The organism is Vibrio sp. 1874, assembly GCF_033344395.1.
Lineage (GTDB): Bacteria > Pseudomonadota > Gammaproteobacteria > Enterobacterales > Vibrionaceae > Vibrio > Vibrio alginolyticus.
In genome coordinates, this window is record NZ_JAWPOR010000008.1 from 117899 (window position 1) to 142494 (window position 24596).

19 protein-coding genes are annotated in these 24596 nt (G+C 45.3%); 3 read left to right on the forward strand and 16 right to left on the reverse strand.

The features are described 5' to 3' along the window. The first annotated feature begins 3 nt into the window (after nt 1–3). Entirely contained in the window at nt 4–1260 is a 1257-nt protein-coding gene (locus R8N46_RS15595; protein ID WP_115385753.1) for a D-amino acid dehydrogenase, read from the forward strand. Between the two features lie 307 nt (nt 1261–1567). Then, on the forward strand, nt 1568–3115 hold the full coding sequence (locus tag R8N46_RS15600) for an alanine/glycine:cation symporter family protein (protein WP_005381681.1): 1548 nt from the start codon (nt 1568–1570) through the stop codon (nt 3113–3115). Nucleotides 3116–3215: 100 nt separating this feature from the next. Here the strand turns inward: R8N46_RS15600 and R8N46_RS15605 are convergent, their stop codons facing one another. The 5 genes from R8N46_RS15605 to guaB form a co-directional block, all read right to left on the reverse strand. Continuing rightward, nucleotides 3216–3806, reverse strand: coding sequence for an acetate uptake transporter (locus R8N46_RS15605; RefSeq protein ID WP_005381682.1), 591 nt, complete (start codon nt 3804–3806; stop codon nt 3216–3218). A gap of 182 nt (nt 3807–3988) precedes the next feature. Next, entirely contained in the window at nt 3989–5692 is a 1704-nt protein-coding gene (locus tag R8N46_RS15610; protein WP_213972472.1) for a chitinase, read from the reverse strand. 212 nt (nt 5693–5904) lie between these two features. After that, entirely contained in the window at nt 5905–7434 is a 1530-nt protein-coding gene (locus R8N46_RS15615; RefSeq protein WP_318098476.1) for a Na+/H+ antiporter NhaC family protein, read from the reverse strand. Between the two features lie 165 nt (nt 7435–7599). Further along, on the reverse strand, nt 7600–9153 hold the full coding sequence (guaA, locus tag R8N46_RS15620) for a glutamine-hydrolyzing GMP synthase (protein ID WP_005381685.1): 1554 nt from the start codon (nt 9151–9153) through the stop codon (nt 7600–7602). Between the two features lie 99 nt (nt 9154–9252). Beyond that, a complete protein-coding gene (gene guaB / locus R8N46_RS15625; RefSeq protein ID WP_017633908.1) occupies nt 9253–10719 on the reverse strand; it encodes an IMP dehydrogenase in 1467 nt (488 codons plus the stop codon). A gap of 231 nt (nt 10720–10950) precedes the next feature. On the opposite strand from guaB, the gene xseA reads away from it, so the two are divergent. Further along, complete coding sequence (gene xseA / locus R8N46_RS15630) at nt 10951–12282, forward strand: exodeoxyribonuclease VII large subunit (protein WP_042521180.1); 1332 nt, start codon at nt 10951–10953, stop codon at nt 12280–12282. A 13-nt stretch (nt 12283–12295) separates the two neighbouring features. Here xseA and R8N46_RS15635 read toward each other — a convergent pair whose 3' ends face one another. The 11 genes from R8N46_RS15635 to pepB all read right to left on the reverse strand — a co-directional run bounded on the left by R8N46_RS15635 (nt 12296) and on the right by pepB (nt 24469). Further along, nucleotides 12296–12520, reverse strand: coding sequence for a zinc ribbon domain-containing protein (locus R8N46_RS15635; RefSeq protein ID WP_012842112.1), 225 nt, complete (start codon nt 12518–12520; stop codon nt 12296–12298). Nucleotides 12521–12829: 309 nt separating this feature from the next. Then, nucleotides 12830–13705: a metal-dependent hydrolase gene (locus R8N46_RS15640; RefSeq protein ID WP_065275049.1), complete on the reverse strand. Its 876-nt coding sequence runs from the start codon at nt 13703–13705 to the stop codon at nt 12830–12832. A gap of 59 nt (nt 13706–13764) precedes the next feature. Next, nucleotides 13765–15261 carry a ribosome biogenesis GTPase Der gene (gene der, locus R8N46_RS15645; RefSeq protein WP_017820569.1) on the reverse strand — a complete coding sequence of 499 codons (1497 nt, stop codon included), beginning with the start codon at nt 15259–15261 and terminating at the stop codon, nt 13765–13767. A gap of 167 nt (nt 15262–15428) precedes the next feature. Further along, a complete protein-coding gene (bamB, locus tag R8N46_RS15650; protein WP_213972471.1) occupies nt 15429–16589 on the reverse strand; it encodes an outer membrane protein assembly factor BamB in 1161 nt (386 codons plus the stop codon). Nucleotides 16590–16601: 12 nt separating this feature from the next. Next, entirely contained in the window at nt 16602–17216 is a 615-nt protein-coding gene (locus R8N46_RS15655; protein WP_005381697.1) for a YfgM family protein, read from the reverse strand. Between the two features lie 126 nt (nt 17217–17342). Further along, nucleotides 17343–18611 (reverse strand): histidine--tRNA ligase, encoded by a 1269-nt coding sequence (gene hisS, locus R8N46_RS15660; protein WP_213972470.1) that lies wholly within the window; start codon nt 18609–18611, stop codon nt 17343–17345. 26 nt (nt 18612–18637) lie between these two features. Next, the gene (gene ispG, locus R8N46_RS15665) at nt 18638–19756 is read right to left on the reverse strand and encodes a flavodoxin-dependent (E)-4-hydroxy-3-methylbut-2-enyl-diphosphate synthase (RefSeq protein WP_213972469.1); all 1119 of its coding nucleotides are present in this window, start codon (nt 19754–19756) and stop codon (nt 18638–18640) included. Between the two features lie 6 nt (nt 19757–19762). After that, on the reverse strand, nt 19763–20713 hold the full coding sequence (gene rodZ, locus R8N46_RS15670; RefSeq protein WP_136976155.1) for a cytoskeleton protein RodZ: 951 nt from the start codon (nt 20711–20713) through the stop codon (nt 19763–19765). Between the two features lie 436 nt (nt 20714–21149). Then, nucleotides 21150–22277 carry a bifunctional tRNA (adenosine(37)-C2)-methyltransferase TrmG/ribosomal RNA large subunit methyltransferase RlmN gene (locus tag R8N46_RS15675; RefSeq protein WP_017633913.1) on the reverse strand — a complete coding sequence of 376 codons (1128 nt, stop codon included), beginning with the start codon at nt 22275–22277 and terminating at the stop codon, nt 21150–21152. A gap of 372 nt (nt 22278–22649) precedes the next feature. Then, the gene (gene ndk / locus R8N46_RS15680) at nt 22650–23075 is read right to left on the reverse strand and encodes a nucleoside-diphosphate kinase (RefSeq protein ID WP_005381702.1); all 426 of its coding nucleotides are present in this window, start codon (nt 23073–23075) and stop codon (nt 22650–22652) included. 95 nt (nt 23076–23170) lie between these two features. After that, entirely contained in the window at nt 23171–24469 is a 1299-nt protein-coding gene (gene pepB / locus R8N46_RS15685; protein WP_005381709.1) for an aminopeptidase PepB, read from the reverse strand. Between the last annotated feature and the right edge of the window lie 127 nt (nt 24470–24596).

The following is a 24596-nucleotide window of genomic DNA, read 5'->3' on the forward strand; positions in this document are numbered from 1 at the left end:
TCAATGGAAGTCATCGTATTAGGCAGCGGCGTTATCGGCTTAACCTCTGCTTGGTATTTATCTCAAGCAGGCTATCAAGTTACCGTCATTGACCGCCAACCAAGCAGTGCCATGGAAACGAGCTTCGCCAATGCCGGGCAGATCTCATATGGCTATTCTTCGCCTTGGGCTGCGCCTGGTGTTCCTGTTAAAGCCATTAAGTGGTTAATGGAGGAGCATGCTCCACTTAAAATCAAACCCACTCTGAATGCCGACATGATCCGCTGGGCGAGTAAAATGGTCGCGAACTGCACCCTACCTCGCTATCAAGTTAACAAGGCTCGCATGCTTTCGATCGCTAACCACAGCCGTATTTGCTTAGAACAGTTACGCCAAGAACACGCCATTAAGTATCAAGGACGTCAGTTTGGGACCTTGCAAGTATTCCGAACACATCAACAGCTGCAAGCTATTGAAAAGGACATGCAGCTCCTTGAACAAAGCGGAACCCGATTTAAGCTAATGGACGTCGAACAATGTATTGAACAAGAGCCAGGGCTTGCACTTGTGAAAGACAAACTGGTTGGTGGCTTGCATCTACCTGATGACGAAACGGGCGATTGCCATCAATTTTGCCAACAACTAACGGAGCTTGCTAAGGCACACGGTGTCCGATTTGAGTTCGATACTGAAGTAAGCAATTGGGTTACAGTAGGTAAAAAGATCATAGGTGTCCAAACGAACCGAGGACAATTTAAAGCAGACCAATATGTGGTGGCCTCTGGCAGCTACTCTACAGCGCTACTCAAGCAACTCGATATTGATATTCCGGTCTACCCTGTCAAAGGCTATTCACTCACCATCCCGATGGAAGATGAACACTTCTCTCCTCGATCTACTGTGATGGATGAAACCTATAAAGTCGCTATGACTCGATTTGATGACCGAATTCGCGTAGCTGGCACCGCAGAATTAGCAGGGTTTGATGCTTCCCTTCCACAAAAGCGCAAAAACACCATCGAAATGGTCATCCGTGATCTTTTTCCTCGTTGTGGTGACTTCAGCCAAGCTGAGTTTTGGAGCGGCTTTAGGCCAATGACGCCTGATGGCACACCAATTATCGGCGCGACTAAATACGATAACCTTTTTACTAACACCGGACACGGAACTCTGGGTTGGACGATGGCTTGTGGTTCAGGTCAATTGCTAGCAAGCGTAATGAAAGGTGAAAAAACAAAAGTGATGGATAATGCGGAGCTTAACCTTTGTCGTTACGCCTGAGGACATGACTGAACAAAAAACAGGCAGACACTTGCTCCACAAAATGCATAACCACTGGCATTTTTAACTCATCAAAATCGCAGCACATTTAAATGACAATGTGCTGCATAATTAATCATCAAGCAAATCTTCTACCTAAAAGGAGCAAATAAGCAACAAGAACCAAATTTTAACAACTACTCTCCATTCTGTGTTCATCATCACGCTACAAAGGATTTGTAGCTAAAAAAGTTAACAATTGCATTACATAAAGGGTAATGTATTGTGTGAAAAACAACCACAAACACAACTAACAGGGAAAATACTCATGCAGTCATTAGTTGATTTTCTGAATGGAATTATTTGGAGCCCGGTACTGATCTATTTGTGCCTTGGCGCAGGTTTGTTCTATTCAATCATGACGCGTTTTGTACAAATTCGTCACTTCTTTGAGATGTGGCGCTTATTACTTTCAGGGAAGAGTTCAACAAAAGGGATATCATCATTTCAGGCACTTGCCGTTTCACTGTCTGGCCGTGTAGGTACAGGTAACATTGCTGGTGTTGCTGCTGCTATCGGTTTCGGTGGCCCAGGCGCCGTATTCTGGATGTGGGTCGTAGCCTTCTTTGGCGCTGCAACCGCATACGCAGAATCAACACTTGCACAAATTTATAAAGAAGAAGACGAAGGCGAGTTCCGTGGTGGCCCTGCTTACTATATTGAGAAAGCAATGGGACAAAAATGGTACGCTTGGATCTTTGCTATCGCGACCATCTTTGCTTGTGGTGTTCTACTTCCTGGCGTTCAATCGAACAGTATCGGTAACGCAGTAGAAGCCGCATTTGGCTCAGGTGACATGATTGAAACCGCTATTGGTACCTTCAGTTTTGCTAAAATTTTCACTGGTACGGTTGTTTGTGTCATTTTGGCTTTCATCATTTTTGGTGGCGTAAAGCGTATCGCGAACTTTACCCAAGTCGTTGTGCCATTTATGGCGTTAGCTTACATCATTACTGCGTTTGTCATCATCCTTCTAAACATTGGTGAGGTTCCACGCATTTTCGGCATGATCATTGGTGACGCATTCACACCAATGGCAGGCGTTGGTGCAGCAATCGGCTGGGGTGTAAAACGTGGTGTCTACTCCAACGAAGCAGGTCAAGGTACTGGTCCTCACGCAGCAGCAGCAGCGAGTGTTGATCACCCAGCTCAGCAAGGTCTTGTTCAATCTTTCTCTATTTACATCGATACACTACTTGTGTGTTCAGCAACCGCGTTCATGATTCTTATCACTGGCGCGTACAACGTAAATGGTGCGATTGAAGGTACATTCCTGGTTCAAAACCTACCAGCGGATATTGGTGCAAATGGCCCTGTGTTTACACAGATGGCGATCGAAAGCGCACTACCTGGCGTGGGTAAACCATTCATCGCAATCGCTCTATTCTTCTTCGCGTTTACGACCATTCTGGCTTACTACTACATTGCAGAAACGAACATTGCTTACATTCGTCGTACGTTCAAAGTAAATGGACTGATGTTTATTCTGAAAGTCATCATTATTTCATCCGTGTTCTACGGAACCGTGAAAACCGCCAACTTAGCATGGGCGATGGGTGATGTAGGTGTAGGACTGATGGCGTGGCTAAACATCATCGGTATTTTGATCATCTTCTTTATGTCGAAGCCTGCACTCAAAGCATTGAACGACTACGAAGAGCAACAAAAACGTGGTGTGACCGATTTTACATTTAACCCTGTTGCACTGGGCATTAAAGGCGCAGATTACTGGGAAGATAAGTACCGACGTAAAACAGGTAAAGCACCAACGGCAGACAGCAATAGCGCAGAAACTGTTGAGCAACCATCAACATAGCGTTATCACATAAATAAGAAAAAGCAGTGGTCCGATTAAGGACATAAAAAAGGGGGATTAACCAATGGTTAATCCCCCTTTCTTCTTTATGAGTAACAGCTTAGGCGATAACCGCTTCAACTTTACGAGCGATTTTTGCTTTACCCACAGGTAACACTTCACGACCAAATTCGTTGTTCAGTACTTGCGCCATTGCGAAGTAAATTGCACTTGCGCCACAGAAGATACCCTCGAAGCCAGCGATAGCACCGATCACTTCGCTACCAGTGAAATCACGAGCAGCAAGCAAGAAGAACAGGATAGTTAGAGAACCAAATACCACTTGCTTCGCTGTTGGGTAACATAGAGAACCAATAAACATGAAACCAGTGAAGATGCCCCAAAGCGCTAGGTACCAACCCATAAAGCTTGCAGGGCTTGCAGGAAGACCCATGTGAGGCATTACGATTAGACCAACCAATGTTAGCCAAAATAGACCGTAAGAAGTAAACGCAGTTGTGCCGAATGTATCACCGCGTTTAAAGCACATGATGCCAACGATTACTTGGCTAAGGCCACCGTAAAAGATGCCCATCGCTAGGATCATAGAGTCAATTGGGAAAAATCCTGCATTATGAATATTGAGCAGAATAGTGGTCATACCGAAACCCATTAGACCTAGCGGTGCTGGGTTAGCCAGTTTTGTCGACATGTACAAATACCTTTTTTCAAAAATGTTGATAAAAAATGCGCGCGAATTTTAATGGGCTCCAGAACAAAAGAGAAAAGCTGTTATTGAAAACTTAGATTCCATAAATAAACCACTACATATATAAAAAAAGACCCTGCAAAAAAGCAGAGTCTTTATAGATAGTTAGGTTGTTTTTCACTCAATCACTGACAAGAAATCTCGTCCCAGAACCAGTTGCTTTGCGTTGGGCTTTCCCATACTCCAGGGCCATTTTTTGCGACAAAACATTTGTTTTGGTACGTCACTTTATCGCCGTTAGCGACTTGCGTTACACCCGGCTCCCACTGAATAAAATTGCCTGTAACTGGTGGTTCTGGCTCGGTTACTGGCGGCTCAGGTTCTGTGACGGGCGGCTCTGGCTCAGTCACCGGTGGTTCAGGTTCCGTTGTAGGCGGCTCCGTAGGAGTGCCTGAAACCAGCTTCCAAGGGTCTCTTTTCGTTGGCTCATTACCTTGTGACCACCATTTCGCTTCGTAAACAGCACCTTGGTAAGAAACTTGATCACCCGTGTTATATACTTTGCCAGAATCCCAAGCTGCCACACCACCTACAGGCGGATCGACCGGATCCACTGGGTCTAACTTGTCAACTACACGAACTTCTGGCCAACCCGCATGAGATTGGTAGAAGTTAGTTACACATTTCTCATAGTCACCCGCAACTAGCGCAGAGTAAGCCGTTTGGAAACCAACAAGTTCACATTCAAAAGAGTGGCCTCCCGGACGATCTGAGTAGTATTTCCAGTTCCCATCCCAGTTGGTGTACAACACGTCTGTCGCACCATTCAGATTTAAGCTGCCGTAAGGCGTCTGCTGCCAACAGGTATTGGTCTCATCGGCTTCAATTGGAATTTGATAATGAGCGGCAAGTCCTTCCCAATAGCGAATACGGTTAACAGGTTGACCTTTATCTTTGTTTTGCTCTCCACACTCAATACCACCATTGATCACGTTGATGGTGGTACCAAAGCCGTAACCAATGCCAGCATCAAGCTCACGCTGTGAAGGCACCCAAGTACGGTCAATCACATGTAGCATTGCAGGTTTCGGTGCTTGTGGGGTTAGGAAGAACCAGATAGCCGATGCCAAGTTCAGCCATGAATCCGCAACCAAGCCTGGATTTTTCAGCAATACAGATGCATCGCCATCAAACATCACTTCAGAGAACGCGCCATAGTTAAAATGGTAAGAAAGCTGTTTAGCACCACGTCCAAAATAACCTTGTCCTGGTTCACATGGCCAACGCTTATTTTGCCAGTCATTTTGACCACAACCTGTTGTGTAACCTTCTTGCCCTTCAGACCATCCCATTTCTCGCACATGAACCAAAGCTTGCTGCCACTCTTCCAACCCTAGCGGATTATCCGATACGTTATCAATCGAAATATGGCCACCGGTTTCTTGTGCAAAGTGAGCAAACGCTGTCACGATCGATTTTTTACAAATTGCATCCGAATCACGACCGTCTGTGTACTCACCACAGAATGCAGGGAACTTACCAATTGCACGTAGGAAACGCGTGTAAGTGTATTCAGGTGCCGCCATTTGAGTCAGGAAGTCCCACTCACTTTCGGGGAATACACGCTCTACACGCTTCACGTTTTCTGGGTTGGTTGTCGCCCCTGGTACAATCGCTTCAACCACTGAGTTCGGGCGTGTCTCTAATGCTTGTGACCAAATGGCATACATAGGATCAGAAGTTTTGCTTTGCTCTACGGCTTGAACGTCACCACGAGCAATAACATAACCATTCGGATTTTGCGGATCGGGCTGAATATTCATACTCGCATTCACTTGTGCTGCTAAGACACAACTCAATGCAAGAGGAAGATGTTTGAGTGCAAACATGTCTAGTCTCCGGATTTCAACAATACAATATACGAGGAATAACTAGACATATAGTGGATCATATATACGAAACACCGAGCCAAGTACGTTGATTCTGCGAGACAAAATGAATAAATAAGTCCTCACACACATTTTGTCACAAGAAAAATGTTACCTTGACTCAAAAGAAAAGCGGAGACCCTGTGAGCCTCCGCTTTGTGATGTTTCTCTCTTTATTGTTCTGCCGAAACCACCTCTAGCTTCGCGGTTGAGGTTGACTTTTGTTTAGACAGCACAAAATAAACCACACACTGAGAAATAATTGCGGCAAGCACAATCACTGGTGAGGCGTTGATTCCAGCTAAAAGAAAACACCCCAATGCGATCATTCCATTGAGTAATGCGTAAGGCAATTGTGTACGGAAGTGCTCATACTGTTCACACCCCGCTCCTGTCGACGACAAAATCGTAGTTTCAGAGATGGGAGAACAGTGATCGCCAAACAAGCCACCAGATAATACCGCACCAATACAAACCAACAGTGGTGCATCAATCGCGACGGCAGTTGGGATCACTAATGGCATCATGATGGCAAACGTCCCCCAAGATGATCCCGTAGCGAACGAGATAATACCGGCCAGTAAAAACGCAACCGCTGGCAATAACCAGTAAGGGAAACCGGCTTGAGCTTGTTCAGCAATGTATGCAGCTGCACCTAATTCTTTCCCAACCGAGCTAAGCGCCCAAGCCAATACCAGAATCACCGCCACTGACATCATGTTTGACATCCCTTTCAGATAAACCTGAATACCATCCGAAAGCTTTCTTACGCCATAAAACGCCATCAGCGCAATTAAAGTGAAGGCCGCGAAGAAATATGCAGAAGAAAGTGCAGCCCTAAACGTTGATCCTGCCACTTTTTGAAATGGAAAACCGTGTGGCACGAGGATGGTACATAGAACCACCAGCATAACGAGCAAAGGCGCCCATACAAAACTGGATTTTGCATTTTTATGCGTAAACACATTCATAGACTCCTGCACTTTCCCAAAGTCGGAGCCCTGCTCTGCTAGTTGTTCAGCCTTCGCCATCGGTCCGAAATCTAATTTGAAGAAAGAGACAATCGGCACAATCGCGATCGCAAGAAAGGCGTAAAACTGATACGGGATCGCACCAATGAAAGCATCCCAATCACTCATACTGACATTCAGGGCAGTAAACTCTTTTTGAATCAATCCCATGATGTAAACGCCCCATCCGATAAAAGGGATCAAGATTGCGACGGGAGAGGAAGTAGAGTCGATAATAAAAGCTAATTTTTGGCGTGATACTTTTAACTTATCAAATAAAGGGCGAAAAACAGGGCCAACAATCAGTGGTGTACCAAGGTCTGAGAAGAAAATAACCACACCACCGAACCATGCGGACAGTTGAGCTTGGCATTTACTCGCAACCCATTGAGTAACCTTTTTAGCAAACGCCACACCACCGCCAGATTTCTCCATCAAGGCAACAAAGCCACCAATAAAGACCAAGAGCAAAATGACGCCCGCATTGTAGCTGTCAGTTAATTGCGGCAGTAGATAGCTTTTCATCAGTGCACTAAACGAGTCTAGTGGCCCTTTTTCGACAAATGTCCCTTCGAGCATAGCGACACCACTCACCACACCCGCGAATAAACCAACAACGACATTTCTTGTGGTCAGCGCGAGGAAAAGAGTAATAAGGATGGGAATGAGAGAGGTAACGTCAGCCTGTTCCATAGCAATACCATTTATGATAATTAAACAATTAAAATGAATATATATTTAATTTAACCGCATGTATATATCTCTCACAAAAAAGTTGAGCCACCTCTTCACAAACTTGAAGTACAAAAAAACCAGCCCGAAGGCTGGTTCTTATAAACTCAACTGTCTAGAGGAAAATTATTCCCACTCGATAGTCGCTGGTGGCTTACCTGAAATGTCGTAAACAACACGAGAAATGCCATCAACTTCGTTGATAATACGGTTAGATACCTTACCTAGGAAGTCGTATGGTAGGTGTGCCCAATGAGCAGTCATGAAGTCGATAGTTTCTACCGCACGTAGAGACACAACCCAATCGTACTTACGGCCATCGCCCATTACACCAACAGAACGTACTGGTAGGAATACCGTGAACGCTTGAGATACTTTGTTGTATAGATCAGCTGCGTGAAGCTCTTCAATAAAGATAGCATCAGCACGGCGTAGCAAGTCACAGTACTCTTTCTTGATTTCACCAAGAACACGAACACCTAGACCTGGACCCGGGAATGGGTGGCGGTAAAGCATGTTGTAAGGCAGGCCTAATTCTAGACCAATCTTACGAACTTCATCTTTGAACAACTCACGTAGTGGCTCAACAAGACCCATTTCCATGTCATCTGGAAGACCGCCCACGTTGTGGTGCGATTTGATCACGTGCGCTTTACCAGTCTTAGATGCAGCTGACTCGATTACATCAGGATAAATCGTACCTTGAGCTAGCCATTTCGCGTTTTTCAGCTTCTTAGACTCTTCATCGAATACATCTACGAATACGTGACCGATAGTCTTACGCTTCTCTTCTGGGTCAGACTTGCCTTCAAGTGCTTTTAGGAAGCGTTCTTCAGCGTCAACTTTGATGATGTTCAAACCAAATTGGTCGCCGAACATATCCATTACTTGTTGACCTTCGTTTAGACGAAGTAGACCGTTATCAACAAATACACACGTTAGCTTGTCGCCGATTGCGCGATGAACCAGCATCGCAACTACCGATGAATCAACACCACCAGATAGACCTAGGATAACTTCGTCGTCACCCACTTGCTCTTTAATGCGAGCAACCGCGTCTTCGATGATAGATTCCGAAGTCCATAGACGCTCACAGCCACATACGCCAAGAACAAAGTTCTCAAGCATTTGTAGGCCACCTTTTGTGTGTGTCACTTCTGGGTGGAACTGAACACCGTAGTATTTCTTCTCTTCGTTCGCCATCGCAGCGTAAGGACAAGTGTCTGTCTCACCAACTTTTACGAAATCGGCTGGGATCTCTACTACTTTGTCGCCATGGCTCATCCAAACGTCTTGAGTTGCTTCAAGGTCTTTAAATAGAGCACATTCACCAGAAACTTTAACCTGAGCGTAGCCAAACTCACGTTCGTTAGAGCCCGCTACTTTGCCTCCTAGTTGTTCCGCCATAGTTTGCATGCCGTAACATACGCCAAGTAGAGGAACGCCAGAGTCAAACACATATTGAGGCGCGCGTGGAGAGTTCTCTTCCGTTACGCTTTCTGGACCGCCAGATAGGATAATGCCATCTGGGTTGAATTCGCGAATATCCGCTTCTTCTACATCCCAGCTCCATAGTTCACAGTAAACGCCGATTTCACGTACGCGGCGTGCTACTAATTGAGTGTACTGAGAACCGAAGTCCAAGATCAGAATACGTTGGTCATGGATATTTTTAGTCATTTTGAGCAGTCTTTTTAAGGCTAAGTGATTAAAACCGAGGCGAGTGTACTCGCCTCTTCTTAATGCTTCAAGGAAAAAGCAAACGTTTCCGTTGGGTAATTAGTTCCCTAGACGGTAGTTCGGCGCTTCCTTAGTAATTTGAACATCGTGTACATGAGACTCTTGCATACCTGCACCAGAGATACGTACAAATTCAGCTTTCGTACGCATATCTTCGATAGTTGCAGAACCAGTTAGACCCATGCTTGAACGTAGACCACCCATTTGTTGGTGTACGATCTCTTTTAGACGGCCTTTGTATGCGATACGACCTTCGATACCTTCTGGTACTAGCTTGTCCGCTGCGTTGTCAGACTGGAAGTAACGGTCAGAAGAACCTTGAGACATAGCACCAAGAGAACCCATGCCGCGGTAAGATTTGTAAGAACGGCCATTGTATAGAATCACTTCACCCGGCGCTTCTTCAGTACCAGCAAACATAGAACCAACCATCACACATGATGCGCCTGCTACGATTGCTTTACAGATATCACCTGAGAAACGGATACCACCGTCAGCAATAACCGGAATACCATAATCATTAGCCACTTCTGCCGCATCTGCGATTGCAGTGATTTGTGGAACTCCCACACCCGTTACAATACGAGTTGTACAGATAGAACCAGGTCCGATACCCACTTTCACTGCGCTTACGCCAGCTTCGATTAGTGCTTTAGCACCAGCACCAGTTGCTACGTTACCACCGATGATGTCTAGATCTGGGTAAGCAGCGCGAGTTTCGCGGATGCGGTTTAGTACACCTTCAGAATGTCCGTGTGAAGAGTCGATAAGTAGAATGTCAACGCCTGCTTCAACTAGAGCAGCAACACGCTCTTCGTTACCAGCGCCAGCACCAACGGCTGCGCCAACACGTAGGCGACCACGCTCATCTTTACATGCGTTTGGTTTACGTTCTGCTTTGTGGAAGTCTTTCGCAGTAATCATACCGGTTAGTTGGAACTCATCATTCACAACCAATACTTTCTCTACACGAGCTTCGTGCATTTTCTCTTGCACTTCTTCTCGTGTTGCACCTTCTTTAACTGCTGCCAACTTCTCTTTTGGCGTCATTACTGAAGATACTTTCTTAGAAAGGTCCGTCACAAAACGAACGTCACGACCAGTGATAATACCAACAAGCTCATTGCTCTCAGTGACAACAGGGAAACCTGCAAAACCATGCTTTTCAGTGAGTGCAACAACATCAGCGATGGTCGCGTCAGGGTTTACAGTAACCGCGTCAGTTACCATACCAGCTTCGAACTTCTTAACTTTACGAACTTCGGCTGCCTGCTGCTCAATAGACATGTTCTTGTGGATAAAGCCAATGCCACCCTCTTGCGCTAGCGCAATCGCTAGACGAGCTTCAGTAACAGTGTCCATAGACGCTGAAATCATTGGGATGTTTAGGGTGATGTTCTTAGTTAGCTGAGTGCGAAGATCAGCTGTGTTTGGGAGAACGGTGGAGTGTGCTGGCACAAGTAGTACGTCATCGAATGTCAGCGCTTCTTTGGCAATTCTTAGCATTTGCAATATCTCACAATTAGAGGAGTAAAAAGAACAATCCAATCTCATCGTTTCGCATAATGAGGGTAACCTGTGTTAGCAACAAGCTACATTTGGATTAGATATTGCGGAGGGATTATACGGTTAACGCAATCGCTTGACCACAAATTTTTTAATTTTTTTCTTGCAATTACCCCCTTGCTATGTATTATATTGCCGCTAATTTCCATACTCACGTCTAAGAGATTAGCTGTGCTCTCCAAGACCAATCAAAACATCTTTACTGTTTCTCGTCTCAACGCAGAAGTTCGTTTACTCCTTGAAAACGAAATGGGGATCGTTTGGCTCGTCGGAGAGATATCCAACTTTTCAGCTCCTGTCTCTGGTCACTGGTACCTCACTCTTAAAGACTCTCGCGCTCAAGTTAAATGTGCCATGTTTCGTGGTAACAATCGCCGCGTTACTTTCAAACCCGCTAACGGTAATCAAGTCCTAGTAAAAGCTCGTCTGTCTCTTTATGAGCCTCGCGGTGACTACCAATTGATCATCGAAAGCATGCAACCGGAAGGTGATGGCCGTCTTCAACAAGAGTTTGAAGAGCTGAAAATGAAGCTTGCAGCAGAAGGGTTGTTCGCGCAAATCAATAAGCAATCTTTGCCTGAGCACCCTAAACGTGTTGGCGTCATCACATCGAAAACTGGTGCCGCGCTTTACGATATCTTAGACGTATTGAAACGTCGTGATCCTTCCCTACCTGTTGTGATTTATCCGACAGTGGTACAAGGTGAGGACGCAGCCATTCAAATTGCACAAGCCATTGGTCGCGCTAACAGCCGTGATGAATGTGATGTACTAATTGTGGGCCGAGGTGGTGGTTCATTAGAAGACTTATGGTGCTTTAACAACGAGATATTAGCTCGCACGATTGCAGCAAGCCAAATTCCTATTATTAGCGCCGTTGGACATGAAGTTGACGTGACAATAGCTGATTTTGTCGCCGACGTACGCGCGCCTACTCCATCAGCAGCCGCTGAGCTAGTAAGCCGTGATAACAGCCACAAAGATCAAGCTTTAGTTACCCGCCAGCATAAGTTAGCGAGTGCGATGCGTTACTACCTAGCACAACAAAAGCAGCAATCTGCTCAATTAGTGCACCGTCTAGAGAGACAGCACCCAAGCTATCGCTTGCAACGTCAGACGCAACAGTTAGATGAGTTGGACATGCGCTTACAGCGAGCGATGAGTCGTTTTATTGCCTTGCGTCAACAGCGAATCGAGCGTCAACATTATCGGCTGCAATTAAATTCTCCTGTAACACGCCTTGCCGAGCAGAAGTCGAAGCTAGAACGTGTTGAGCAAAAGCTCATGGATGCAATGGATCGCAAATTACTGACTATGCGCCATCAACTCGCGATTGCTGCAGAGAAGTTAGACACCGTCAGCCCACTAGCGACATTGAAACGAGGTTACTCAATTACTCAAACTGAGCAAGGTAAAGTGATTACTCAATCTTCAGATGTAAAATCGGGAGATATATTGATTACTCGATTAGCCGAAGGCGACGTTCGCTCTACCGTTAACTGAATACAAACTCTGGTTAACTGATTTTCTGGAACTCAAATCGGACACGTGATTTTGATTTGAGTTCATTACACACATTACAAAAGTAACTCGCAGCACCGCATGCTTGCAGCTTCTCCAGCTCCGCCTCACAATCAGGGCAAAAACCTACTTTTTTAAAATCCGATTCACACTGTGCACAATGGTATTGTCCTGTCCATTCCAGTTCGACATTGCAAGTCGGGCAAATGTTCTGCTGCATATCCCGTTCCTCTCTCTAAACTAAGCAATTTCGAGTAACGCATGCTACTCAAAATAGCGAACAAGTATGTTGATCTTCATCACCGCCCCAACAAGTTTCACGAGGCGTTAACCATACTTGATACGTAGGATCTTATACTGATCGTCTGATATTTACTCCTTGATCAGCGATCACCCCTTAAAAGAATATTTATATAACCACACACCGAAAGCATAAGTTACATATTCTGCATTCCAATTTAAGGCAGAATAAAAAACCTTAAAAAGATTTAATTAAACGAAAAATCAGAATTTAATAAAAAGATCTTATTCAAAAAGCAGTGTTTACATTGGTGTGCATTTCGATAGTTTGAGCGTCGAGCTTAACGAGTTTAACTTGGATAAAAGCAAACTCATTTAAATGGCTCGCATGCGTTCCACCACAAGGGATTACCGCTAATTGACCTTCCCCTAAATCGCACTTCCAATAGCGAGAATCCGTTAATCTGTCACCGTGGCATTCCATGGTGATCATCGCATCTCGTCGAAGCCATTCCACAAGTTGGCTATTCACTTTTTTTGCAATCGCCTGGAGGTCATTCAGCATATCTGCACTGTTTAATCCTCTTTTACGGAGTGTTTTGCCTAAACGGTACGTATCGAGGCACTTGTCTGGAGTAACATAACTCGTAACTTGTGCATAGCTATTAAAGTCATAATAACCATGTGGGTCTTTGCGGTCTGCGTCTTTTCGCCAATAGTCTTCCGCTAGTACTTTATTCAACGCCAAATACGCTAAGTGTCCTGCAGTGTGGCCTCGACTCAAAGCGCGTTGGTAATCCTTATCTACCGCCAATGTCACCAAATCATCAGTAACAAGTGATTCCGTACGTGATAAAACATGCACAACGACAAACACCCAACCTTCAGCATCACGCTTTACAGGGATGTCACTACCCACATACAAAGCACCACTCTCCTGCTCCACTGCTCCAACTTGGCAATCTACTACGTCATGCTCAGACCCATTCACCTTCAACGTTCCTTTATCTGCAGGGTGATCCGGCCACATGTGACTAACGGGATGGAACGGCGTGACATCTGTAATAACGTAAGTCACTTCTTCCGTAGATTGAACGAGCTGTATTTGTGCTTCTAATTGCCATGTTTGATGACAAAAACGAGTCTTTGTTGCTGTGATAGTCATTTTTACGATTACTTTTGATAAAAAAATACCCAAGTAGAAACTTGGGTATTCGAATTTCATTATTTATTGCGGTTTTTCACCATCGACATCATACGTTTGCGTTTACGCTCTTGTGATAGCGTAAGCTTATTCGTACGGTTCTCGTATGGGTTATCACTGTTGTGGAAGTTAATGCGAATCGGTGTTCCCATAATTTCCAGAGACTTACGGAAGTAGTTCATCAGATAACGTTTATACGAATCTGGCAATTCACGAACCATGTTACCGTGGATAACAACGATCGGTGGGTTGTAACCACCTGCGTGTGCGTATTTGAGTTTGATACGACGACCACGAACCATTGGCGGTTGGTGATCATCCACAGCCATCTTCATGATACGCGTCAGTACTGACGTACCCACACGCGTTGTCGCCGAGTTATATGCTTCTTGAATAGATTCAAACAAGTGACCAACGCCAGTACCGTGCAGCGCAGAGATAAAGTGGATACGCGCGAAGTCGACGAATCCTAGACGGCGGTCCAGTTCTTTCTTCACGCTTTCTTTCACGTCACTGTCTAGACCATCCCACTTGTTAACGGCGATGACAATTGAGCGGCCAGCATTCAGTGCAAAACCAAGCAAGCTTAGGTCTTGGTCTGAAATATTTTCACGTGCATCAATCACCAGTAGAACGACGTTTGCATCTTCTACCGCTTTCAGCGTCTTAACAACAGAGAACTTTTCAACCGTTTCATTGATACGACCACGACGACGAACACCTGCGGTGTCAATTAGTACGTATTCGCGTCCATCACGTTCCATCGGGATGTAGATAGAATCGCGCGTTGTACCTGGCATATCGTATACAACTACACGTTCTTCACCCAGAATACGGTTAGTCAGTGTCGATTTACCTACATTCGGACGACCGATGATCGCCAACTTAATCGGCTGCTCTTGAAGGCGCTTGAATTCAGCTTCTGCGTCTTCTTCAGTGTAATCTTCAACAAGAGGCTCTTCGTCTTCGAATCCAGTCAGGTCTTCAATCTCACCTTCTTCAGATTCACTTGTTAATAGATCATCAAAGAATGGAGATAAAGCACGCTCAAGCAAAGCGGTCACACCACGGCCATGAGCAGCCGCAATCTGGTACATATCATCCACTCCGAGCTGCCAAAAATCAGCACACGCCGCATCGGCATCAATACCATCGATTTTGTTTACTACCAGCATCGCTGGCTTTTCAATTTTACGCAGATGCGCAGCAATTGCTTCATCTGAAGGTGTCAGACCAGCACGACCGTCAACAAGGAACAACACAACATCAGCCTCATCAATCGCGGCTAATGACTGTTCTGCCATCTTTGTTTCCACGCCTTCTTCTGTGCCATCGATACCACCGGTATCAATCACAATGAATTCGTGCTCTTCACCAAGTCTCGCCTGGCCATATTTACGGTCTCGCGTTAGGCCTGGAAAGTCCGCAACCAACGCGTCACGAGTGCGAGTCAATCGGTTAAATAGTGTAGATTTACCTACGTTCGGACGCCCTACTAGAGCTACAACAGGTACCATAACAACCTCTACAATAATCTTTCTTCTGTAGTTATAGGTAACGACTTGCTCGATGCCAAATCAAACCAGATTTTTACCTATAACCACGTCAGGGTTAATAAATTCAAACAACAAAACGGCTCCTAGCTGTCACCAGCCAGGAGCCGAATGTGAATTATATCACGATATTATTCGTTAATGGTTAGTTTCTTTACATCGCCGTTGCGAGTTGTAATCACATAACCATCCGACAATAACGTCGGGCCAACTGCCAAGCCACTATCATCGACAAACTGCTGCGCAACAAATTCGCCCGTTGAACGATCCATCCAGTGAAGGTAACCAAGCGTGTCACCGACAACGAGATAATTGCCAACAATAACTGGCGCTGTAAGTTGTCGGTGCTCAAGCAAGCTGTTTTCCCACAACTCAGTTCCGCTTCGTGAATCAACGGCAACAACATGATCTTTTTCCGTTATCACAAAGATGCGACTACCATCTGTAGAAATGTCTGTCGCAGATGAGTAATTACGCTTCCAAATCGGGTTCGCTGAACGCAAGTCAATAGCGATAAGTTGGCCATTGTATCCAATGGTGAAAAGAGTACCGCCTAGCACAATTGGCGATGAATCAACGTCAACCAAACGATCAATTTCTGTCGCGCCTTTTGGCGTACCAACAGGCTGTTGCCAAATCAACTGACCACGCTCAACGATAGCAGCTGCGAGTCGGCCATTTGCCGTTCCCCAAAATACACCGCCACCAATTGCAGTCGGAGTACTGTCGCCACGTAAAGTTAAGTTCGGCACTTCTGTACTCAATGCCCAGCGTTGCTCACCTGTACTCTCATTAAGGGCAATCAACATGCCTCGGCTAGTATTGATGATAATAAGGCCTGAATCTGCAACTGGCTTCGCCAGTACCTCACCACCAACTTGTACACGCCAAACAATTTCACCTGTTTCTTGGTCAAGAGAGATGACTTCACCATTCTCAGAGCCAATGTAAAGGTTTCCGTATGCCGCTGTGATACCACCAGAGAGACGGGCAATGACATCTTCTTCTAGGTCCGTTTGCCAACGTTGTTTACCATTCTCAGGATCCAGCGCTTTTACTAAGCCATCACGACTTGCCACGAACAATGTATCATTCGCAAATACAGGGGATAGTTTTGAAAAGTAATGACCAACACCATCGCCAACCGATGTGCTCCACTCACTACTGGTTGTAAACTGACTGTCTACCTGAGGTAGTGGCGCCATTACAATGGTGTCTTTCTCACCTGCACAACCGGCAAGTACTCCCATTGTTAACGCCCCTAGCAAGGCTTTCTTAAAGACTCTTTTCATCCAATGCGGTCCTTATTTCGCCAGATCGTCCAATTTCATTTGTAGTGTCGGGCTTGCATCTGCCGCTTGCTGAGCTTCAGTATACGCAGCGTACGCAGCATCTTTGTCACCTTGGCGAATCGCAATATCGCCACGAAGTTCAGCAATACGACCTGTCCATGCTGTATCAGTGACGTTACTTAGCTCTGCCGTTGCAGCGTCGAAGTTACCCATTTCCGTCTCAATACGCGCAATGCGGTAACTAATCAATGGTAACAACGCAGCATCTTGAGTGTTGCTTTGCGCCCACTTCAGTTGCTCCAATGCAGCAGAAAGGTCTTGAGCTTCAACTTGTGCTTTAGCAAGTTGTAGCGCAGCCAATACTGAGTATTCTTTTACTTCATTTGACTCAATGAAAGCTTTCACGTCAGCTTGAGCATCAGTGCCTTTGTCTTGCAAAGCATTCATTGCTGTCGTGTAGCTTTGAGAAGCTGCTTCACTCGCCTGAATCACAGAATCCTGGTAGTAACGCCAGCCAAATAGACCACCTAAACCAACAACCGCACCGATGATGACGGCTTTGCCGTTTTCCTTCCACCAGTCTTTAATGGCTTCAACTTGTTGTTCTTCAGTATCGTAAAGTTCCACTTCCTGTCCTCTTAAAACATGTAAATGGCAGCTTAGCTGCCATTGTTCCTATTTCGTTTAAAGGCTCCACATTTGGGAGCCTTAGCTTACGAACTAGGATGTAATTTTGTTAGATTACTAAAAGACTTAAATCAGTGCTGCGATCTTTTCTGCAACTTCTACTTGGTTGTAAGTCTCTTGCTCACCACCAGCTAAGTCTTTCAGTACTACGGTATTATCCGCAACTTCGTTTTCGCCCAGAACCAATGCTACAACAGCACCAACTTTGTCTGCGCGTTTAAACTGTTTCTTGAAGTTACCGCCACCGAAGTGATTCATCACACGAACGCCTGGAACAGACTCGCGAAGCTGTTCTGCTAGCTTCATTCCTGCCATCATGGTGCCTTCACCCGCAGTGACTACGTACACGTCAACACTGCGACGAACGTCTGTCAGTTCCAACGTTTCTAGCATCAGTACTAGACGCTCTAGGCCCATTGCAAAGCCAACCGCTGGTGTTGGTTTACCACCTAATTGCTCTACAAGGCCATCGTAACGACCACCGCCACATACAGTGCCTTGAGCACCTAGGCTCTCAGTGATCCACTCAAATACCGTGCGATTGTAGTAATCCAGACCACGAACTAGACGTTCGTTAACTGTGTATTTGATACCTGCGGCGTCTAAAAGTTCACATAGACCTGCGAAGTGTGCTTTAGATTCTTCACCCAAGTAATCTGAAAGGCGAGGCGCATCACCTAAAATAGCTTGAACGTCTGGGTTCTTCGTATCCAGAACACGCAGTGGGTTCGTGTGCATGCGACGCTTACAATCTTCATCTAGCACATCAATATGTTGCTCAAGGAATGCAACCAGTGCAGTACGGTAGTCTGCGCGGTCTTCTTGAGAACCGATAGAGTTCAGCTCAAGACGGACATGTTCATTGATACCTAGCTCACGCCATAAACGCGCCGTCATCATGATAAGCTCTGCATCAACATCTGGACCATTTAGACCAAACACCTCAACACCACACTGGTGGAATTGACGGTAACGACCTTTCTGCGGACGTTCATGGCGGAACATAGGTCCCATGTACCACAGACGCTGTTCATCACGGTTGATCAGGCTGTTTTGGATACATGAACGTACACAACCCGCCGTACCTTCTGGGCGAAGTGTTAGGCTGTCGCCGTTACGGTCATCAAAAGTGTACATTTCTTTTGAAACGACGTCTGTTTCTTCACCAACAGCGCGGCTGAATAGGTTTGTTTCTTCAACGATTGGCATGCGCACTTCGTTATAACCGTATGCGCTAATTACATTTTTCACTGTGTTTTCTAATTTTTGCCACAGTGGCGACTGAGTTGGGAGGCAATCGTTCATGCCTCGAATTGCTTGAATTGTTTTTGCCACAATACTTACCGTAATTCTCGTTGAGATTAATCTTGTACTTTAACTTCGATGCGGTTTTCGCCATTCATCATAGCTGCTTTCGCACGGATCTTAGCTTCTAGCTTATTCACAAGGTCATCGTTATCAAAGCGCTCTTTCTGGCGTTTACCATCTTCGTAGAATGCGCTCTTCTTGTTACTACCTGCTAGACCTAAGTGAGAAACTTCTGCTTCACCAGGGCCGTTTACCACACAACCGATGATAGACACATCCATTGGCGTGATGATGTCTTCTAAACGTTGCTCCAGTGCATTCACCGTACCAATCACATCGAATTCTTGGCGTGAGCAGCTGGGGCACGCAATAAAGTTGATGCCTCGAGAGCGAATGCGCAGAGATTTAAGGATGTCGAAACCGACTTTGATTTCTTCAACTGGATCGGCAGCCAAAGAGATACGCAGCGTATCGCCTATCCCTTCAGATAACAGCATACCTAAACCAACAGATGACTTAACAGCGCCAGCTCGAGCACCACCCGCCTCTGTTATACCTAAATGAAGAGGCTGATCGATTTTCTTCGCCAGCAGACGATATGAATCCACCGCAAGAAAAACGTCTGAAGCTTTCACGCTAACTTTAAATTGGTCAAAGTTAAGACGATCGAGATGATCTACGTGACGCATCGCCGATTCAACCAAGGCTTCTGGCGTAGGCTCACCGTATTTCATCTGTAGGTCTTTTTCCAAAGATCCACCATTGACACCAATACGGATCGGGATATTTTTATCGCGAGCGCAATCAACAACAGCGCGAATGCGCTCTTCATTGCCGATGTTACCTGGGTTGATACGTAAACAGTCAACTCCGTACTCCGCAACTTTCAGCGCGATACGATAGTCGAAATGAATATCAGCCACTAATGGTATAGAAACTTGCTGTTTAATCAGTTTGAAAGCTTCTGCTGCGTCCATCGTAGGTACAGAAACTCGAACGATATCTGCGCCGACTTTTTCTAGTGCTCGGATTTGAGCGACTGTCGCTTCTACGTCAGTCGTGCGAGTGTTAGTCATTGACTGTACTGCAATTGGCGCACCATCACCAATTGGTACATCACCCACATAAATACGCGTCGATTTACGACGAATAATTGGAGATTCGTGTTGCATAATTTTTTATAACGGTAGAGTGAATCTAGCTACTTTGCCTGAAGTATACCCAGAAAGGTCGACAGGTTCACTTGCAAATGTCATTGTAACCCCTTCCGGTGCGCCTAATATCACTTTAAATGGCGCTTTTCCGGTAAGTTCTACATCTTGTCCTGGCTTATGAGTACCACTTACCAGCGTTTTACCATTGGTGTCTTTTACTTGAATCCAACAGTCCGCTTTAAACTTCATAGTAAGAAGTGTCATGCCTTCAGGTACTACTGGCGCAGGCTGTTCCTCTTCCGCCGCTTCAATCACGGCAACAGGTTCTTCAGAATCTACGCTTGTTGTATTTTCAGTTTCAGTCAGCAAAGGATCCGCCCCTTGCTCAACGGGTGCTTCAGTCGATTCAGCAACGCCTTCATTAGTTGAAGCAACTTCTTCAGGAGTGCTTGCGATTAACTCTTCAGCCGTCATCAAATCGATATCAGCTAATTCTTGAGCAGTGGGCTGCGGCGCTTCAACACTTGAATCCGTTACTTCCTTAGTTAGGCTATTCTCTTGTTGGTTTTGCCACCACCATGCCGCTGAAATGCCAATAATGACCAGCCCGATAACCCAAGTAAGGAGCATAATACGGCTATTGTGCTTCTCGTCTTTTGTTTTACGAGAGAAGCTTTGCATTTCAATTTCTTGCTCTTGAGGCTGAGCATCGGCAGTCTGCTCTAACGCCGTCAAAACCACCTTCTCATCAAGACCTACGAATTTAGCGTAAGAGCGTAAGTAACCACGCGTAAATGTCGCGACTTGTTGAGATTCAAATCGGTTATTTTCAATATCTTCAATCACAGAAATGCGAAGCCTCAGGCGATCGGCAACTTGCTTTTGGCTCATTCCCAAGGATTCACGTTTGTTTTTCAGTAATGTGCCGGCTTCAATAGAGAGTGGCACTTCATTCGTATTTTCGTGTTCTGTCATAATGGCGGTATTTAATCTGTTTTAGTGGCTAACGTGGTCATGTATTTTCGTTATTGTTCTTAAGCCTCTTTAAAAGATAGCTAGCCTAAACGCGTTAACCAAAAATAATAATTTTAAGAAACTCTCAGCGATCTGAGTGCGAATACCCGTTTTGCAAAAATCAGCAAAACGTATGTGAGAAAGTGCTGAGAATTATCGGTGTCATCGTTAGTGTTACATATCATGATAAGCGAATGCGCAACGAAGACAAAAACTCTTTACACTCAAACTAACAGATAGCTCAAGCTTTTGTCCAAACTTTGACAAAGGAATTCGAAATTATACCCAAATAACCTTAGGTTGAAGAGTGATAGTCCCAAATCTTGGCGAAAATGTCCTAAACAATAAACAAAATAGCCAGAGCGAATGGCTCTGGCTATTTTTGAATTCCGGTCGTTTATACAGCTTTCACTTCAATGGTATCGGCACCGCGTGACGCTTTCAGCATTGCCGTACGTTTAGTTCGGTCAATTACATCACCGACCAACTGACCACATGCGGCATCAATGTCATCACCACGTGTTTTACGAACCGTAACTGTGTGCTCGTATTGCATCAATGTTTTTTGGAAGCGATCAATACGTGAGTTACTTGGTTTCTTGTAAGGTGAACCTGGGTACGGGTTAAACGGAATCAAGTTAATCTTACATGGTGTGTCTTTCATCAATTCAGCCAGTTCACGAGCATGGTCCATGTCATCGTTCACATGATCAAGCAACACGTACTCGACTGTTACCTTGCCACGGTTTGCATTCGATGAAGCAATGTAACGACGAACGGATGCTAGGAAATCTTGAATATCCCAACGATCGTTAATTGGCATGATTTCACTACGCAGCTTATCGTTTGGCGCATGAAGAGAGATCGCCAACGCAACGTCGATTTTGCCCGTCATCTGATCAAGACCAGAAACCACACCTGATGTTGATACGGTTACGCGACGCTTCGACAAACCAAAGCCAAGGTCATCCAACATTAACTCCAATGCAGGAATCAAGTTCTTCATATTAAGAAGCGGCTCACCCATGCCCATCATCACGACGTTCGTAATTGGGCGACGGCCTGTTTCTTTCTCAAGACCAATTTCACGTGCAGCACGCCACACCTGACCGATGATCTCTGAAACTTTCAAGTTACGGTTAAAGCCCTGCTGTGCTGTTGAGCAGAACTTACATTCCAATGCACAACCTACTTGAGAAGATACACAAAGCGTTGCGCGATCATCTTCTGGAATGTAAACCGTTTCTACATCCTGATCACCAACCTTCATTGCCCACTTGATCGTGCCGTCTGAAGAATGCTGAGCTTCTGCTACAGTTGGTGCTTTAATTTCACACTTGTGTAAAAGCTTTTCGCGCAGCTTCTTGTTGATGTTTGTCATTTTTTCGAAGTCATCTACACCGAAATGGTAGATCCACTTCATAACCTGATCGGCACGAAACGCTTTCTCGCCAAGTTCTTCCGCGAAAAACTGACGCATGCCTTTGCGATCAAAGTCGAGTAGATTGATTTTTTCAGTGGTCATGTTGCCTCTCAATGACTGAAACAAGAATAAGGGCGCGAATTGTACAGCCTTTATTCAGCTACAACAAGGGGTGTAAGACCCTGAGTTTGCTAAGGCATTAAAATAAAAACGTTTAAATTTTAATCAGACTTTACGGTGAGAATAATGATTAGACAACCGACAGCAAAAGCGTAGAAGTGATACAGAGAAAACAGTGAGAACAAACACACTTAACTAAGCTTTCCCCCTGTAAGATGCTCAAATTAGCCAACGTCTTCGCGAATAATTACGAATGAACTCGCCGGGGAAATGGAGAACGCGGAATAAAAAACCTCGGACAAATCCGAGGTTATTACGAACTAGATCATCACGCAAAAGTGATGCATGAACGAGTTAGCGAGAGAAAACTTCTGATTCAGGGAAGAAAAACTCAATTTCACGAGCGGCAGACTCAGGGCTATCTGAACCATGAACTGAATTGTGACGCATGCTGAGTGCGTAATCAGCACGCAAAGTGCCACATGCCGCGTCCTCTGGGTTGGTTTTACCCATTAGCTCGCGGTAACGTGCAATCGCATTTTCGCCTTCCAATACCTGAACCATAATAGGACCAGATGTCATGAACTCTTTTAGAGGAGGGAAAAACTCTTTACCTTCATGCTCTGCATAAAAGCCGCTTGCCTGATCTTCTGTCAGGTGAACCATTTTGGCAGCGATGATACGTAGGCCAGCCTTTTCAATACGATTGTAGATTTCACCAATTAGGTTTCGCTCTACAGCATCAGGCTTAATGATTGAAAATGTTCTTTCTAGAGCCATAAAATTTCCTTTCTGTACTTGTAATAATAGTTGTGCTTTTAAAGTGACTTACTGGGTAAGAGCAGCACTCAAACAAGAGAGTGCTGCAATCAATCTTATTTTCCAGCTTGCTCATTGAGGAAACGAGCAAGTGTACGAACACCCATCCCCGTTGCTCCCGCAGCCCATTTATCAGAAGCGGCTTTACGATACGTACCCGCACAGTCGAAATGTAACCAGCCTTTCTTGTAGTCCTCAACGAAGTAAGACAAGAATGCAGCAGCAGTACTTGCACCTGGAGAATAATCACCAGAGCTGATATTCGATAAATCGGCAAAATTAGATGGCAACATTTCTCGATGGAAATCAGCAAGTGGTAGCGGCCACAAGCCTTCTTTTTCCTGGTTTGCCGCCGTGAGGGCTTGATGCGATAGCTCATCATCAAAGCTCATTAGCGCATGGTAATCGTTACCTAACGCATTCTTCGCTGCGCCTGTTAGCGTCGCGCAGTCAATAATTAACTCAGGCTTTTGCTCACTGGCGTAGATAAGACCGTCTGCAAGCACCAAGCGACCTTCCGCGTCGGTATTCATAATCTCAACGGTTTTGCCGTTTTTGTAAGTGATGATGTCGCCAAGCTTAAGGGCACGGCCAGAAACCATGTTCTCAGCACAACACAAGATCAGTTTTACGCGCTTGTTTAAACCGCGCAAGATAGCTAATCCTAGGCCACCAGTGATAGTACCCGAGCCACCCATATCTGCTTTCATTGCACTCATGAAGGTAGAAGGCTTCAAGCTGTAACCACCGGAATCAAAGGTGATGCCTTTACCCACAAGACATGCGAATACAGGTGCGTTTTCGTCACCAGTTGGGTTGTAGTCTAACTGAAGCATCGCAGAAGTACGCTCAGAACCACGGCCTACTGCGTAAATACCTTCCCAACCTTCTGCCAACAAGTCTTTGTCTTTGACGATACGTGCTGTCACAGTGCCTTTCGGCGCAACAGATTTAATGAATTCAGCAGCCATTGTCGCTAGCTGACGAGGAGCAACTTCTTCTGCCGTTTTGTTGATAATATCGCGGGTAAAATCAGTCGAAGTAATACGAGCTTGAAGCTCTGCTTGATCTTCATCAGACAATGCTGCCCACTCAACTGAGCCATGTTTTTTAGGGTTACGGAACCCTTGGTGGAAAGCCCATACGCTCTCTAGATCCCAGTTATCACCAGAAAGAAAAATAGAACGAATTCCTTGGCCATCTAGCTGACGAGCTGCACGTTGAATTGCGCCGAGATCATGACCTTCACCTAAGTGAATAGTTGCGCCGTTTTCAGCGAATGAAAGCAGTGCTTTTTCACCCCAATGTGGTGCTGCCGACTCTTGACTTAAAAATACAGACATCTGTGTAGACATGGTTTCTCCTTGTCTTATAGCAGCGTTGCCTACGCTGCTTCTTTTTAATAACTCACGGATGTTAGCATTATGTAGGGCAAAAATGTCAATTGGATAAAAAAACGGACCTAAAGGTCCGCTTTTTTTA

What these genes read in the sequence shown, in the direction of transcription:
- R8N46_RS15595 (WP_115385753.1), top strand. Translation starts at nt 4, where the DNA reads ATGGAAGTCATCGTATTAGGCAGCGGCGTTATCGGCTTAACCTCTGCT.
- R8N46_RS15600 (WP_005381681.1), top strand. Translation starts at nt 1,568, where the DNA reads ATGCAGTCATTAGTTGATTTTCTGAATGGAATTATTTGGAGCCCGGTA.
- R8N46_RS15605 (WP_005381682.1), bottom strand. Translation starts at nt 3,806, where the DNA reads ATGTCGACAAAACTGGCTAACCCAGCACCGCTAGGTCTAATGGGTTTC.
- R8N46_RS15610 (WP_213972472.1), bottom strand. Translation starts at nt 5,692, where the DNA reads ATGTTTGCACTCAAACATCTTCCTCTTGCATTGAGTTGTGTCTTAGCA.
- R8N46_RS15615 (WP_318098476.1), bottom strand. Translation starts at nt 7,434, where the DNA reads ATGGAACAGGCTGACGTTACCTCTCTCATTCCCATCCTTATTACTCTT.
- guaA (WP_005381685.1), bottom strand. Translation starts at nt 9,153, where the DNA reads ATGACTAAAAATATCCATGACCAACGTATTCTGATCTTGGACTTCGGT.
- guaB (WP_017633908.1), bottom strand. Translation starts at nt 10,719, where the DNA reads ATGCTAAGAATTGCCAAAGAAGCGCTGACATTCGATGACGTACTACTT.
- R8N46_RS15635 (WP_012842112.1), bottom strand. Translation starts at nt 12,520, where the DNA reads ATGCAGCAGAACATTTGCCCGACTTGCAATGTCGAACTGGAATGGACA.
- R8N46_RS15640 (WP_065275049.1), bottom strand. Translation starts at nt 13,705, where the DNA reads ATGACTATCACAGCAACAAAGACTCGTTTTTGTCATCAAACATGGCAA.
- der (WP_017820569.1), bottom strand. Translation starts at nt 15,261, where the DNA reads ATGGTACCTGTTGTAGCTCTAGTAGGGCGTCCGAACGTAGGTAAATCT.
- bamB (WP_213972471.1), bottom strand. Translation starts at nt 16,589, where the DNA reads ATGAAAAGAGTCTTTAAGAAAGCCTTGCTAGGGGCGTTAACAATGGGA.
- ispG (WP_213972469.1), bottom strand. Translation starts at nt 19,756, where the DNA reads ATGCAACACGAATCTCCAATTATTCGTCGTAAATCGACGCGTATTTAT.
- rodZ (WP_136976155.1), bottom strand. Translation starts at nt 20,713, where the DNA reads ATGACAGAACACGAAAATACGAATGAAGTGCCACTCTCTATTGAAGCC.
- R8N46_RS15675 (WP_017633913.1), bottom strand. Translation starts at nt 22,277, where the DNA reads ATGACCACTGAAAAAATCAATCTACTCGACTTTGATCGCAAAGGCATG.
- ndk (WP_005381702.1), bottom strand. Translation starts at nt 23,075, where the DNA reads ATGGCTCTAGAAAGAACATTTTCAATCATTAAGCCTGATGCTGTAGAG.
- pepB (WP_005381709.1), bottom strand. Translation starts at nt 24,469, where the DNA reads ATGTCTACACAGATGTCTGTATTTTTAAGTCAAGAGTCGGCAGCACCA.